The organism is Aminobacter aminovorans, assembly GCF_900445235.1.
In the GTDB taxonomy this organism is placed as follows: domain Bacteria; phylum Pseudomonadota; class Alphaproteobacteria; order Rhizobiales; family Rhizobiaceae; genus Aminobacter; species Aminobacter aminovorans.
Genome location: NZ_UFSM01000001.1, coordinates 198,597 through 212,536, shown reverse-complemented (window position 1 = coordinate 212,536; position 13,940 = coordinate 198,597). Strand labels below are relative to the sequence as shown.

The 13,940-nt window shown below is 62.5% G+C and carries 14 protein-coding genes; 9 read left to right on the top strand and 5 right to left on the bottom strand.

Annotated elements, in window-relative coordinates; genetic code table 11:
- Positions 1-42 precede the first annotated feature (42 nt).
- Positions 43-576 (top strand): GNAT family N-acetyltransferase, encoded by a 534-nt coding sequence (locus DY201_RS01035; RefSeq protein WP_115729590.1) that lies wholly within the window; start codon positions 43-45, stop codon positions 574-576.
- A 16-nt stretch (positions 577-592) separates the two neighbouring features.
- On the opposite strand, the gene DY201_RS01030 is transcribed toward DY201_RS01035, so the two are convergent.
- A complete protein-coding gene (locus DY201_RS01030; RefSeq protein ID WP_245431860.1) occupies positions 593-1,165 on the bottom strand; it encodes a transglutaminase-like cysteine peptidase in 573 nt (190 codons plus the stop codon).
- 282 nt (positions 1,166-1,447) lie between these two features.
- Between DY201_RS01030 and DY201_RS01025 the strand changes: the two genes are divergently transcribed.
- Genes DY201_RS01025 through DY201_RS01005 form a run of 5 tightly spaced genes read left to right on the top strand, consistent with a single transcriptional unit; the run spans position 1,448 to position 5,265 of the window.
- A complete protein-coding gene (locus DY201_RS01025) occupies positions 1,448-2,119 on the top strand; it encodes an amino acid ABC transporter permease (RefSeq protein WP_115729589.1) in 672 nt (223 codons plus the stop codon).
- Positions 2,119-2,790, top strand: a complete 672-nt coding sequence (locus tag DY201_RS01020) for an amino acid ABC transporter permease (protein WP_115729588.1) — start codon at positions 2,119-2,121, stop codon at positions 2,788-2,790. Before DY201_RS01025 ends, DY201_RS01020 begins: the two co-directional genes overlap by 1 nt.
- Positions 2,791-3,522: an amino acid ABC transporter ATP-binding protein gene (locus tag DY201_RS01015; protein ID WP_115729587.1), complete on the top strand. Its 732-nt coding sequence runs from the start codon at positions 2,791-2,793 to the stop codon at positions 3,520-3,522.
- 1 nt (position 3,523) lies between these two features.
- Positions 3,524-4,447 (top strand): isoaspartyl peptidase/L-asparaginase, encoded by a 924-nt coding sequence (locus DY201_RS01010; protein WP_115729586.1) that lies wholly within the window; start codon positions 3,524-3,526, stop codon positions 4,445-4,447.
- 20 nt (positions 4,448-4,467) lie between these two features.
- The gene (locus DY201_RS01005; protein ID WP_115729585.1) at positions 4,468-5,265 is read left to right on the top strand and encodes a transporter substrate-binding domain-containing protein; all 798 of its coding nucleotides are present in this window, start codon (positions 4,468-4,470) and stop codon (positions 5,263-5,265) included.
- Between the two features lie 80 nt (positions 5,266-5,345).
- On the opposite strand, the gene DY201_RS01000 is transcribed toward DY201_RS01005, so the two are convergent.
- Positions 5,346-6,344 (bottom strand): LacI family DNA-binding transcriptional regulator, encoded by a 999-nt coding sequence (locus tag DY201_RS01000; protein WP_115729584.1) that lies wholly within the window; start codon positions 6,342-6,344, stop codon positions 5,346-5,348.
- Positions 6,345-6,428: 84 nt separating this feature from the next.
- On the opposite strand from DY201_RS01000, the gene DY201_RS00995 reads away from it, so the two are divergent.
- Together DY201_RS00995 and DY201_RS00990 are read left to right on the top strand one after the other, a co-directional pair.
- On the top strand, positions 6,429-7,343 hold the full coding sequence (locus DY201_RS00995) for an ROK family protein (protein WP_115729583.1): 915 nt from the start codon (positions 6,429-6,431) through the stop codon (positions 7,341-7,343).
- On the top strand, positions 7,336-8,061 hold the full coding sequence (locus DY201_RS00990; RefSeq protein WP_115729582.1) for a copper homeostasis protein CutC: 726 nt from the start codon (positions 7,336-7,338) through the stop codon (positions 8,059-8,061). Before DY201_RS00995 ends, DY201_RS00990 begins: the two co-directional genes overlap by 8 nt.
- A 57-nt stretch (positions 8,062-8,118) precedes the next feature.
- Here DY201_RS00990 and DY201_RS00985 read toward each other — a convergent pair whose 3' ends face one another.
- The 3 genes from DY201_RS00985 to DY201_RS00975 are packed head-to-tail and all read right to left on the bottom strand — an operon-like array spanning position 8,119 to position 12,972.
- Positions 8,119-9,675 (bottom strand): SpoVR family protein, encoded by a 1,557-nt coding sequence (locus DY201_RS00985; RefSeq protein WP_115729581.1) that lies wholly within the window; start codon positions 9,673-9,675, stop codon positions 8,119-8,121.
- A 9-nt stretch (positions 9,676-9,684) separates the two neighbouring features.
- Positions 9,685-11,001, bottom strand: coding sequence for a YeaH/YhbH family protein (locus tag DY201_RS00980; protein ID WP_115729580.1), 1,317 nt, complete (start codon positions 10,999-11,001; stop codon positions 9,685-9,687).
- Between the two features lie 21 nt (positions 11,002-11,022).
- A complete protein-coding gene (locus tag DY201_RS00975) occupies positions 11,023-12,972 on the bottom strand; it encodes a PrkA family serine protein kinase (RefSeq protein WP_115729579.1) in 1,950 nt (649 codons plus the stop codon).
- Between the two features lie 404 nt (positions 12,973-13,376).
- On the opposite strand from DY201_RS00975, the gene DY201_RS00970 reads away from it, so the two are divergent.
- Positions 13,377-13,814 carry an OsmC family protein gene (locus tag DY201_RS00970; protein WP_115733510.1) on the top strand — a complete coding sequence of 146 codons (438 nt, stop codon included), beginning with the start codon at positions 13,377-13,379 and terminating at the stop codon, positions 13,812-13,814.
- Positions 13,815-13,940: the final 126 nt, after the last annotated feature.

The window sequence follows — 13,940 nt, the reverse complement described above, 5'->3', positions numbered from 1 at the left end:
CATCTGTGCTAGACCGGCGTCCATCGTTCACGGAGCATCTCGATGGCCGCCTTTTCCCTTGCCGACATTCCCGTCATCGAGACCGAGCGCACCATCCTGCGGCCGCATCGCATCGACGACTTCGATGCCTATGCCGCGATGTGGGCCGATCCGGTCGTTACCCGCTTCATCGCCAAGCCGCGGACGCGAGAGGAAAGCTGGCAGCGCTTCCTGCGCCACGCCGGCTCCTGGTCGCTGATCGGTTATGGATTCTGGGCCGTCGAGGAAAAGGCCAGCGGCCGCTTCATCGGCGAGTGCGGCTTCCATGACCTGAAGCGGGAAATCGTCCCTTCGATCGAAGGCATTCCCGAGGCTGGCTGGGGTTTTGCCGCCGACATGCATGGCAAGGGCATTGCGAGCGAGACAGTTGGCGCTTTCGTGCGCTGGGCCGACAGCCGATTTGCCGGCCACACAGTCTGCATCATCGATCCGGCCAACGGCGCGTCGCTGCGTGTCGCCGAGAAGAACGGCTACCGCGAGACTGGTCGAACTACCTATCACGGTGAACCGACCATCCTACTCGAACGTCGAGGCTGAAGTTCGGGAGAGGGCGTCAGCCGCCGAACGCGGTCGACAGGATCGGCTTGGCGGCGCCAATCCGTTCCCAGCTTCTGCCGTTGCCTTGCGCCTGGCGGGCGAAATAGCTGTAGGGCGTGCTCGACCAGTCGCGAACCGAGCTGGTCAGGTTGTCGAGGATCAGATCGCCTTCGCTGGTGCGCACGGTCAGGACCGTGTGACCCTGGCCACGATAGCGCGCCACGGTCAGCAGCAACGCCGAGGCCGGCCAGCCGCGCTTCAGCAATTCGCGCTTCTTCAGGATCGCGAAATCCTCGCAATCGCCTGATGAAACCGGCACGCGCCAGTCATCGCCGATATCGTTGCGTTCCTTGATGCGCGAATTGACGGCGCGGTTGATCTGCTTGAGTTCGGACTTGAGGTCGGCGTGCAAGGCAACAACCTTGCTGCCGCCGGATGTGCTGCACAGGCCCGGCTCACGGCCGCAGAACGAGGCGAATGCAGGCGGCGCAAAAGCCTTACCCTTGGTCTCCATGGTCGTTCCGGCCTGGGCAGCAAGCGTAGAGGCAAACGACGCCGATAGCGCGATCAGCGCGACGATACTTTTCACAGTGGTAGTCCCCGATGCGTAGAAAAAGGATGACGTGTGTCGGTTAATGAGCGGTTGCTAAAATGACGATTGGTCGCAAACGAGGCAGCGCCCCTAACAAATTGTAAATCGAACACATAAGAGTTGAGACATTGTCCCACCGGCCGGTCGCAGGGGCGGCGAACCGAGGCACTCGGCGGGACGTTCCCCGACGAAAAAACTGCAACTCAGCCTGTCGAGGCGTTGACATCGCCTTGGCTGTTTTGCAGAGTGAAACCGGTTTCACTCTTGGGAACGTGCCGCTTGAAGTTCGATCTGTCGATCCTCGCCAAGCATATCCCCTTCCTGCTGGATGGGGCGTGGTTGACATTGCAGGCCTGCGCTCTTGCCGTTGTCGGTTCGCTGGTGCTGGGCCTCGTCGTCGGCGCGATGCGAACGTCGGCCTCGCCGCTGCTCAACCGGCTGGCTGCCGTCTATATCGACATTTTCCGCAACATCCCGTTCATCGTGCAGCTGTTCTTCTTCTATTTCGGCCTGCCCGAGATCGGCATTTACATCGACGCCTTCACGACCGGCGTCGTCGCGCTGTCGATCGCCGGCGGCGCTTTCACTTCTGACGTCATCCGCTCGGGCATCCTGGCAATCGACCCGGGCGTCATCGAGGCAGCGCAGGTCAGCGGTCTCAGGAAGACAACCATCTTCCGTAAGATCATTCTGCCGATTGCCCTGCGCGCCTCGGTGAGGCCATTAGGCTCGGTCTTCATCAACCTGATCCTGACCTCGTCGATCCTGTCGACAATCACGCTCAACGAGCTGACCGGCTCGGCCAAGATCGTGGCCTCGAACACCTTCCGCCCGTTCGAGGTCTACTTCGTCCTGCTCGTCGCTTACGCCGCACTGACCTATTCCGTGTCGATCCTGATCGGCATGCTGCACCGCTACCTCAACCGTCACCAGGAAGAGGGAGCTGTCTGATGCGCTACGGGGATTTCACACCGTTCGACATCATCCTGCTGCTGCAGGGCCTCGGCGTTTCGCTGGCATTGTTCGTTTCGACCACCCTGATCGGCCTCGTCATCGGGACGGCTTGGGCGGTGGTCCGCTTCTACCGCGTGCCGGTGCTGATGCAACTCGTCACCTTCATTGCCGAGCTGCTGAAAAATTCGCCTGTGCTGGTACAGCTGTTCCTGGTGTTCTTCGGCCTGCCGGCTTTCCTCAAGATCAACGTCACGCCGACCGAAGCCGCCGTCATCACGCTGTCCGGTAACAGTGCCGCCTTCATCTATGTCATCGCCGTCTCGGCCATCGAGTCCGTTGGTCGCGACCAGATAGAGGCTGCGCGTGTCTTCGGCCTGACGCGCTGGCAGATCCTGCGCCGGGTGATTGCGCCGCAGGCAACCGCCTTCGCCATCGGGCCGCTGACGGGCCTGCTGGTCAACCAGTTGCAGGTCACCTCGCTGATCTCGGTCATCGGCGTGATGGACCTGACCAAGGTAGGCAACATCCTCAACCTGCGCACGCTGAAGCCGTTCATCGTCTGGACCGCCGTAGGCTTGCTCTACTACCTCACCGCCAAGCTGGTGACCTATGCCGGCGCGCGCTTCGAGAAGCGGCTTCGCGCCCATACCGCCTGGAAGGGTCTGTAAATGATCAGCATCACCGGCCTGCGCAAAGCCTTCGGCGCCGCCACTGTCCTCAACGGCATCGACCTTGAGATCCGCCAGGGCGAGGTCGTCTCGGTGCTCGGCTCGTCCGGCTCGGGCAAGTCGACGCTGATCCGCTGCATCAATGGCCTGGAGAAGATCGACGCCGGCAAGATCACGGTCGACGGCTTCGACGTCTCGAAGCCGCGTGAGCTGAGCGAGGCGCGCAAGCGCTCCGGCACTGTGTTCCAGCTGTTCAACCTCTACCCGCACATGACGGCGGTGCAGAACGTGGCGCTTGCCCCGGTCGAAGTGCTGAAGGTGCCGCGCAAGCAGGCTGAGGCAGAGGCGCGCGAGCTGCTGCACTCCGTCGGGCTAACCGAGCGCGCCGACGCCTATCCCTCGCAGCTGTCAGGCGGCCAGCGCCAGCGCGTCGGCATCTGCCGGGCGCTCGCCATGAAGCCGAGCTACCTGCTGCTCGACGAGGTGACGAGCGCGCTCGACCCCGAGATGACGTCCGAAGTTCTGTCGATCCTGGCCAAGCTCGCCAAGGGCGGCACGACGATGGTGTTCGTCACCCACGAGATCGAGTTCGCGCGCTCCATCTCGTCGCGCATCGCCTTCCTCGACAAGGGCCAGCTCATCGCCGACCTGCCGACCGAAGACTTCTTCTCCGCCACGGGCATGGCCCTGCCCCGCGTGGCCCAGTTCCTCTCCAAGATGCGTAAAGACTGAAATGATCCTGCTTGCCAATTCCGAGGCCTGGCCCGGTTTCTCCAAGAGCGTCGAACTCCTGAAACGTGGCAGCCACGGCATAGATGCCATGGTCGCCGGCATCAGCGAAGTCGAGCGCGAGGTCAAGGTCCGCTCGGTCGGCTTCGGCGGCTGGCCGAACATGCTTGGCCGTATGGAGTTCGACGCCGGCGTCATGGACGGCACGACGCGCGAAGTGGGCTCGGTCGGTGCGGTACCCGACACCATTCCGGTCGCCGCACTTGCCCACGAAGTGATGAAACGCCTGCCGCATGTCATGCTGACCGGCGACGGCGCCCGCCGTTTCGCCACCGAGATCGGCTTTGGCGTCGACCAGACGCTCTTCGAAGACAGCAAGCGCGTCTGGTGGCAGCGGCTCGAAAAGGAATTGTCGCCTGAAGAGCTGGCGAAGTTCCCGGACATCGCGCTCGCGCCGCTGAGCCGCACCATCACCGATCCCGAGCGTGTGCGCGACACCACCGTGTTCCTTTCCAAGGACAGCCTCGGCGGGCTCAACGTCGTGACCTCGACGTCCGGTTGGGCCTGGAAATATCCCGGCCGTCTCGGCGACTCGCCGATCCCCGGCGCCGGCTTCTATGCCGACAGCCGCTTTGGTGCTGCCGCCTGCACGCACACTGGCGAGATGACCATGCGCTGCGGCACCGCCCGCACCATCGTGCTGGCGATGCGCCTTGGCCATTCGCTGGAGCAGGCCATCGCGCTCGCCATCGAAGAGCTCCGCGAGCTGAAAAGTGGCTTCCTTGCCGGCGTCGTCATCCACGCGCTTGATGCCAAGGGCAATCACAAGGTCGTCAGCCTGAATTGCGAAGAGCAGATCAAATACTGGTTCTGGGACACCGACCTGCCTGAACCGGAGCATCGCTTCGCCGAACCGTTCACATCCTAACAACCCGAGGGAGAGGGAAAATGAAGAACCTGATCACGAAACTGGCCGGCATGGCGCTGGCCGTGGGGCTCGCCGCCACCGGCGCTGCCCAGGCCGGCAAGATCGACGAGATCCGCGAGCGCGGCACCGTGCGCATCGGCGTGTCGCTTGGCGGCGAGCCGATCGGCTTCCGCGATGCCCAGAACAACCCTGTCGGTTATGACGTCGACGTCGCCACCCAGCTCGCCGAAAAGCTCGGCGTGCCGGTCGAGTTCGTCGACGTCTCGGGCGACGCCCGCATCTCGATGCTGGTTTCCGGCCAGATCGACATCGCCGTTGCCAATACCTCGGCAACGCTCGAGCGCGCCAAGTCTGTCGATTTCTCGATCCCCTACAACCGCGCGGGCCTGCGCATCATCGTCCAGAAGGACGCCGGCATCACCTCGCTCGAAGACCTCGCCGGCAAGAAGATCGTCGTCGGCCGTGGCTCGACCGGCGAGACCTTCATCAAGAACGCAGCACCTGAGGCCGAGCTCGTCTACACCGACAACTTCTCGCCTGAAGGCGTGCTGCTGTTGCAGCAGAAGCGCGTCGATGCTGCGATCGAAGACTCCTCGCTGCTCGACTACCTCGCCACCAAGAACGAGAACCTGGTGACGCTGCCGGGCCTGCACTCGAACGACCCGATCGGCATCGCTGTTGCCAAGGGCGACGAGGGCTTCGTTCGCTGGATCGACATGTTCGTGTCCGACTACATCCAGAGCGGCGCCTACGAGACCAACTACAAGAAGTGGTGGGGCGAAACCGCAAACCCGCCGGCACTGACCCCGCTCTGGTAATTGCTACCAACTGCGCCCCTCTCCCTGTGGGGAGGGGTAGGCGGTGCGTTCTGCGAGCCCGCAGGATGCACCACCAGTGCCTACGACGTCGCGCGCGGCACGAAGAAGGTCGGCACCGTCACCTCGGCACCGCCGTTGTCAAACTGCTCGGGCGTCGCAAGAAAGCGCAGGATTTCGCCGACATAGGTCTTCTTGTCGTAGCCGATCGACGAGATCGGATAGGCTTCGAAATCGGTCAGCGACAGATTGTCGAAGCCGTAGAGCCGGAACCGCTCGGGCCTGTTACCCGGAAAGGCATCACGGTGAACATCCATGATCCCCATGGCCATCGCATCGGAGGTGCAGAACACCGCGTCGGTCGTAGGCCATTCGGGCGATAACGCGACGCTGCGGCCGCTCTGGTAGGAGTAGTCGCCGCGCAGTTCTGCAACCAGTCTGATGTCGCGCTTCGCCATCTCGGCCTTGTAGTTGGCAATGCGCTGCTGTTCGACCGGCGAAGACACACGGCCGGTCACAAGTGCTGCTGTCGCCACCCCCTTGCTGGCGGCGTCGGCGACAGCTCCCGCTATGCCGGTCGCCTCATCGGGCACGACTGAAGGAGACGAGCCGTCATGCATGCCGTTGAGCATCAGAACGTCGTCGCTGCGGAACATCTTGCGCACGCTTTCGGCGTCGGCGAAGTCGGAAAACACCAGTGCGGCATCGACATGATAGGCGACGCCGTTGCGCAGGAACTCCTCGATGCGTTCGACGGAGCCGACGCGCAGGAAGATCACCTGCTTGCCGATCGACTGGATGTCGCTGATCAACAAGTCGAACAGGTCGAGGTCGGAGAAGTCGTGGATGTGGTTGACGATGACGGCGATCAGGTTGACCGTCTTGGTAGTCAGGCTGCGCGCCAGAAGATTGGGCTTGAAGCCGAGCTTGTCTGCTGCTTCAAGCACACGCGCGCGCTTGTCGGCGGAGACGGGTCGAATTTCGCTCGACAGCGCCCGCGAGGCGATCGCGCGCGACACGCCGGCAAGCTCGGCGACATCGGCGATGGTCGGCGAGGTGCGTCGTTTGCGCGAACTGTCCATAAGTGCCTTTGCGAGTTGTCGTCTTGAAATTCGGGCGCCGTGGCCAGACGTCCCGCAGCAATCATCTACCCGGGAACTTATTTCATGCTTACCTGCTTCGACATTGGTGGTTCAACGATAAAAAGCGCCCGGGCGCTGTCGGCCGGCAAAATCGAGATCATCGACCGGGTCAAAACGCCGCTTGATGATTTCAGCGCCTTCGCCGCCGTCATCGCCGAGCGTGTGGCGATGGACCGCGATCGCACCCGGGGCGTATCCATTTCGATAGCCGGCGTCGTCGATCCTGCCTCCGGCAGCCTGAAATGCGCCAACATCCCTTGCATTGACGGGCGCATCATTGCCGCCGATCTCCAATCCAGGGTCGGCCTGCCGGTTTGGATCGCAAACGATGCCGATTGTTTTGCCATGGCCGAGGCGACTGAAGGGGCAGGGCGCGGCCATCGCAACGTCTTCGGCATCATCCTGGGAACAGGCGTCGGCGGCGGCCTGGTCATCGACGGGCGCCTGGTCACCGGTGCTGGCGGCTATGCCGGCGAGTGGGGCCACGGCCAGGCGCTCGCGACAAGGGTCGGCACGCCGCCGGTCGACATCCCGCATTTCGTCTGCGGCTGCGGCCAGGTCGGCTGCGTCGACACGATCGGCGGCGCGCGCGGGGTCGAGAAGCTGCATCATTTCCTTTGTGGTGAAGCGCTGTCGAGCACCGACGTCATCGACCGTTGGCGCGAAGGCGAGCAGAAGGCGCGCCGCACGATGGAGGTCTATCTTGAACTCGTCGGCGTGCCGTTGGCGCTGACCATGAACATTATCGGCGCCTCAGTCGTTCCCGTCGGTGGCGGCCTGTCCAACGTGCCCGAATTGATCGAGCGGCTCGACAATCAGGTGCGCAGCCGCACGCTGCGGCGCTCGCAAAGCCCGCTGCTGGTCAAGGCAGCCTTGACCACCGAGCCGGGCCTCATCGGCGCGTCAGCCGTCGGATACCAGGAACTCGCTCATGTCTGAGAAGATCCACCTCGAAGTCTGCGTCGACAGCCCGCAAAGCCTGGCCGCGGCGATTGAAGGCGGCGCCGACCGCATCGAGCTCTGTGCTGCGCTCGAAACTGGTGGCCTGACCCCGTCGCACGGGCTGATGGCCCTTGCCGCCAGGGCGCCGATCCCGGTCTATGCGATGATCCGCACGCGCCCCGGCGACTTCGTCTTCGACGACGCGGATGTCGTAACCTTGCTGGCCGACATCGACGCCGTACGTGCCGCAGGTCTGGCAGGCGTCGTGCTCGGCGCCAACAGGCGGGATGGCGCGCTGGATCACGAGGTGCTTTCGCGCCTGGCGGGCCACGCCAAGGGGCTCGGCATGACCCTGCATCGCGCCTTCGATCTTGCCGGGCCTGACTTCAGTGAGGCGGTGGAGTTCGCCGTCGAACTCGGCTTCGAGCGCATCCTTACCTCGGGAGGCGAAACCACTGCGCTGAAGGGGCTCGACGCGCTGGCCGCGTGCTTCGACCACGCGCGGGACCGTATCGTCATCATGCCGGGTTCGGGCGTCAATCTCGAGACTGTCGGTGCAATCAAGGCGCGGCTGACGCTGCGCGAGATTCACTCCTCCTGCTCGGTGGTATCAGACGCGCCGGCCGGCAAGGCACTGGAACTCGGCTTTGTCGCGCCGCGGCCAAAGCACACCGACGCAGGTATCGTGCGCAAGATGAAAGCGGCGCTGGCCTGAAGTCCGGCAAAAGTGCGTAGCGGTTTTCCGTCCGGAGTTGCGTGAGATGGTCTAGGCTCAGGCCTTCTCGCCCAGTTCCTTGGACGAGACTTCGTAGAGCACCTTTTCGGTCTGGGCATCGACGCCGACGAGGCTGACCTCGTGGCCCCAGAGCCGCTGGATGTAGCGCATCGTCTCGTTGCGGGTTTCCTCGACCAGCGTAGCCCCATTGTGCACCGTGTGCTTGAGGCGCAGCTTGCGGTCGCCCTTGAGGTCGGCATCCACCGCCTGGATGTCGGGCTGGGTCATGCCGACATCGTAGCTGTTGGCGAGGCTCGAGCGCACGCGTTCGTAGCCGCGCTCGTCATGAATCGCCGTCACCTCGTAATAGGGATCCGAGGATTCTTCCTGCAGCGAAAAAAGCCGCATGTCGCGGATCAGCGCCGGGCTCAGGAACTGCCGGATGAAGGATTCGTCGCGGTGTGTCGCCCAGGCGTCGAGCAGGGTGCCGCACCAGTCGCCGTTACCGGCGAAGTCGGGAAACCAGTCGCGGTCCTCAGCCGTCGGCTCGGTGCAGATGCGCTGGATGTCCCGCATCATGTTGAAGCCCAGCGTGTAGGGATTGAGCCCGCCATAGCGCGGGTCGTCGAAATGGGGCTGGAACACCACGTTGGAGTGGTTCTGCAGCACCTCCAGCATCGTGCCTTCGCTGATCTGGCCCTTGTCGTAGAGGCTGTTCATGATGGTGTAGTGGACGAAGGTGGCGCAGCCCTCGTTCATCACCTTGGTCTGCCGCTGCGGGTAGAAATACTGCGCGATGACGCGGACGATACGCAGGATCTCGCGCTGCCAGGCTTTGAGCACCGGACTGTATTTTTCCAGGAAGTAGAGCAGGTTTTCCTCGGGATACTCGATCGCCGATTGCCGTTCCGACATGTCGGTTTCGACCTCGCGCGGCGCCTCGGCTTCGGCGGCTTGCGGCAGGGTGCGCCACAGGTCGCTGAAGGTGCGCTCCTCATGCTCCAGCCGCTCGCGGATGCGCGCCCGCTCGCGCTCGACCGACAGGCGCGGACGGCGGCGATAGCGGAACACCGCCTGTGGCATCAGCGCGTGCGCAGCGTCGAGTACAGCCTCGACGGCACCCGGGCCGTAGCGTTCCTCGCAGCGGGCGATGAAGCTCTTGGCGAACTCCATATAGGCGAGGATTGCGCCGGCGTCGGTCCATTGTTGGAACAGGTAGTTGTTCTTGAAGAAGTGGTTATGGCCGAACGACGCATGCGCGATGACAAGCGTCTGAAGCGCCATGGTGTTCTCTTCCATGAGATAGGTGATGCAGGGATTGGAATTGATCACCAGCTCATAGGCGAGCCCCATCCGTCCCTTGCGGTAGAGATTGGACTCGTGGACGAAATGCTTGCCGAAGGACCAGTGCTGGTACATCAGCGGCATGCCGATCGAGGAATAGGCATCGAGCATCTGCTCCGACGAGATGACCTCGATCTGGTTGGGGTAGAAATCGAGGCGAAGTTCGTTGACCGCGATCTCGCGGATCGCGTCATAGGCGCGCGACAGGTCGTCAAAGTTCCAGTCGGAACTGGTGAACAGAAGCGGCAACGTTTTCGAACGTTTTTCCAACTTGCATCCTCATCCGCGTTTTGCCGGGGCTGGCGCTTTGGCGAACAACTCATGAAAGACGGGATAGATGTCGGACGGCTTGGCGATGCGCGTCATCTCGAAATTCGGCCACTCGGCGCTGACTTCGCGATAGGCATTCCACAGCGACGTGCCGTTGTCGGCGTGGCGGAACATCTCGCTTTCGCGCTCGTCTATGATCTCGACATAGGCGTAGTACTGGCAAAGCCGCATCAGCGTGCTGTCGAGCATCGACACGCACTTTTCCGAATCGTTGGGGATGTTGTCGCCGTCGGAAGCCTGCGCGGCGTAGATGTTCCACTCCTTGGCGGGATAGCGTTCACGGATCACGCGCAGCATCTCGTCGAGTGCTGTGGAGACCACCGTGCCGCCGCTCTGGGTGCTGTAGAAGAAAGTGTCCTCGTCGACCTCCGAAGCTTCATGCGTGTGGCGGATGAAGACGATGTCAGTCTTGGCGTAGCGCCGCTTGAGGAACAGGTGCAGCAAAACGAAGAAGCGCTTGGCAAGATCTTTCTCACGCTCACCCATGGAGCCCGAGACGTCCATCAGGCAGAACATCACGGCGTTGGCATTGGGCACCGGCTGCGGCTCGAACCGGTTGAAGCGGATGTCGATGGGGTCGATATAGGGAATCAGCTTTCGCCGCCGCGCGAGTGTTGCGATCTCCTCGCGCAAGGCCGCGATGCGTTGCAGGATGGCGGCGCTCGGCCGCCTCTCACCCTCCAGCTTTGCGAGCTCCGCCGCGAGCGCGTCAATCTCGGCTTGCTTCGGTCGTCGCAGCGCGATGCGCCGGCCAAAGCTGTTGAACATCGTACGTCCGACGCTGATGCTTGTCGGGTTGCCGCTCATCGTGAAGCCGGCCCGGCGCGGCCGGAACGTCACCACTTCCTTGAGGTTGAGCTTGACCAGATCGGGCAGCTCGAGGTCTTCGAAGAACAGGTCGAGCGCTTCTTCGCGCGACAGCACGAACTGGAAATCGTCCTCGCCCTCTCCAGATGACGAAGGGTCCGAGCCCTTGCCGCTGCCTGCCGCCGGGCGTGGAATACGGTCGCCGGTGCCGAAGGTCTTGTTGCCGGGAAGGACCTCCTCCCGGCGGCCCGAATGCGGTGCGCGTTGGAACGTCGGCTCCCCAATCCCCTTGCGCGGGATCGGGATGACCTGGTCTTCCCCCACCGCATCGATCTTGCCGGACCTGACCCGTTCGTTGATCGCTCGTTTCAACTCATCTCGGGCGCGCCTCAAAAAACGCTGCCTGTTGCCAAGGCTCTTGTCCTTGGGGTTGAGGCGCCGATCTATGAAGTTCGGCATGTGGTCCCCACTCGCTTCCGGTCAGCCTGCCTTGTTGACCCGCATGTACCAATCGACAAGTCGCCTGACCTGACGCTGCGTGTAGCCGCGCTCTGTCATGCGCTCGACGAATTCGGCATGCTGTTTCTCGGTGGTGCTGTCGCGCTTGGCGCCGAAGCTGATCACCGGCAGCAGGTCCTCGACCTGGCCGAACATCCGCTTCTCGATCACCTCGCGCAGCTTCTCGTAGCTCGTCCACGACGGGTTGCGGCCATTGTTCTTGGCGCGCGCCCTCAGCGTGAACTTCACCACCTCGTTGCGGAAGTCCTTGGGGTTGGCGATGCCGGCCGGCTTCTCGATCTGCGACAGTTCCGAGTCGAGAATGCCGCGGTTGAGAATCTGGCCGGTGTCGGGGTCCTTGTAATCCTGATCCTCGATCCAGGCGTCGGCGTAGGCGATGTAACGGTCGAACAGGTTCTGGCCGTATTCGCTGTAGGATTCGAGATAGGCCTTCTGGATCTCGTGGCCGATGAACTCGGCGTAGCGAGACGCGATTTCCGACTTGATGAAATCGAGATAGGAGGATTCGATCTCGCCTGGGAACTGCTCGCGCTTGATCGCCTGTTCGAGCACATACATCAGATGTACCGGATCGGCGGCGATCTCCTTGGTGTCGTAGTTGAAGGTCTCCGACAGCACCTTGAAGGCAAAGCGCGTGCTGACGCCGTTCATGCCTTCGTCTACGCCGGCAGCGTCGCGATACTCCTGCATCGACTTGGCCTTGGGGTCGACATCCTTCAGGTTCTCGCCGTCATAGACGCGCATCTTGGTGTAGAGCGGAGAGTTCTCGTGTTCGGAGAGCCGCGTCGATACGGTGAAGCGGCTCAAAATGTCGAGCACCTCGGGTGCGCATGGATTGCTCACCAGTTCACTTTCGCGCAGCAGCTTCTCGTAGATCTGACGCTCTTCGGTGACACGCAGGCAGTAGGGCACCTTGACCACCAGGATGCGGTCGAGGAACGCCTCGTTGTTCCTGTTGCTCTTGAATTGCAGCCATTCGGACTCGTTGGAGTGCGCCAGCACGATGCCCTGGTAGGGGAAGGCGCCGAAGCTCTCGGTGCCGTTGTAATTTCCCTCCTGGGTCGCGGTCAAAAGCGGGTGGAGCACCTTGATCGGCGCCTTGAACATCTCGACGAATTCGAGCAGCCCCTGCGTCGTCCGGTTGAGCCCGCCGCTGTAGGAATAGGCGTCGGGGTCGGCCTGGCTGAAATTTTCGAGCTTGCGGATGTCGACCTTGCCGACAAGCGCTGACACGTCCTGGTTGTTTTCGTCGCCTGGCTCGGTCTTGGCGATGCCGATCTGGCGCAGCCGCGACGGCATCAGCTTGACGACGGAGAATTTCGAGACGTCGCCGCCGATTTCTTCGAGCCGCTTGGCCGCCCATGGCGAAATCAGACCGGTTAGCCGGCGCCGGGCGATGCCATATTTGTCTTCGAGCAGGTCGGCCATGCGTTCGGGATGGAACAGGCCGAGGGGTGATTCGAAAATCGGGCTGAGCTGGCCGCCGACTTTGAGCGTATAGATCGGCCGCTCTTCCATCAGCTTCTTCAGCCGCTCGGCGAGCGACGACTTGCCGCCGCCGACGGGGCCGAGCAGATAGAGGATCTGCTTGCGTTCCTCGAGCCCTTGCGCGGCATAGCGGAAGTAGCCGACGATTCGCTCGATCGTGTCTTCCATGCCGTAGAACTCGGCAAACGCCGGATAAATCTTGATTGTTCGGTTGGCGAAGATGCGCCCCATCCGGGGATCTGCGCTGGTGTCGATGAGCGTGGGGGCGCCGATGGCGTCGACCATTCGCTCGGCCGCAGTCGCGTACATCGCAGGCTGGTCGCGGCAGGCGAGCAGGTATTGCTGTAGGCTCATCTCCTCGGTGGTCTGACTGCTGTAAATCTCCGAGAAGAGATTGAAGACGTCGGATTCACGTGTTTGCATGGCACCCTCACAATGCCGAAGTCGGTAGGGAGTGTAACACCACTTCGACCTTTTGCCTTCCTCTCAACTTCCCTGAACAGGCAAAGTTCCGCACAGAATGTCGTGATCGAAGATTTAGTTTGCATGCGTCTGATTGTGTTGCGAGGCAGGCTTCGATCTGCCTGGGCCGGGGGCCGATTCTGCGGGCACCCTTGCAGGCCTTCGTCTCAACTTTCGGCTGCACGGGATACAGTCTCTCGAACACACGAGTGCTCGGCGAGACAAGTTTCGCATCGGTGTCCGCGACGATTTTTCCGGATCAAAAAGTTGCCCGTGCATGGCCCGGTACTCGACGCTCCGGCCGCCATCCGGCTATGAACGCTGACCGCGCTCGCGGAACGTTTTTGCAGGGAAGGATCGCCGTCATGAAGGCACGCATCAAATGGGTTGAGGATCGCACCTTCGTCGGTCAGTCCGGCAGCGGGCACAAGATCGTGCTCGGTACCTCCAAGGAACCGGGCGGCCAGACGCCGGGCCCGAGCCCGATGGAACTGATGCTGATCGGTGCCGGCGGCTGCTCGGCTTATGACGTCGTCCACATCCTGGAAAAGGGCCGGGAGGCGATCGAGGACTGCTCCGTCGAGCTCGATGCCGACCGCGCCGACACCGACCCCAAGGTGTTCACCCGCATCCACATGCATTTTGTCGTCAAGGGCCGTGGCCTGGCGCCGGCCAAGGTCGAGCGCGCCGTCAATCTGTCGATCGAGAAATACTGCTCGGCGTCGGCGATGCTCGCCAAGTCCGCCGTCATCACCCACGACTTCGAGGTCGTCGACACCTCGGCGCCGACCAGCGCCGACTGATCCGCACCGACGGGGCGCGGCGATGGCTGCCGCGTTTTGTCCAGAATCGATCCAGAATCGCTATCGAGCAAATGCGCGATTGCAGGGCAATTGCGCATTTCTGAAAACCCTGCGAAACTGCCTCGG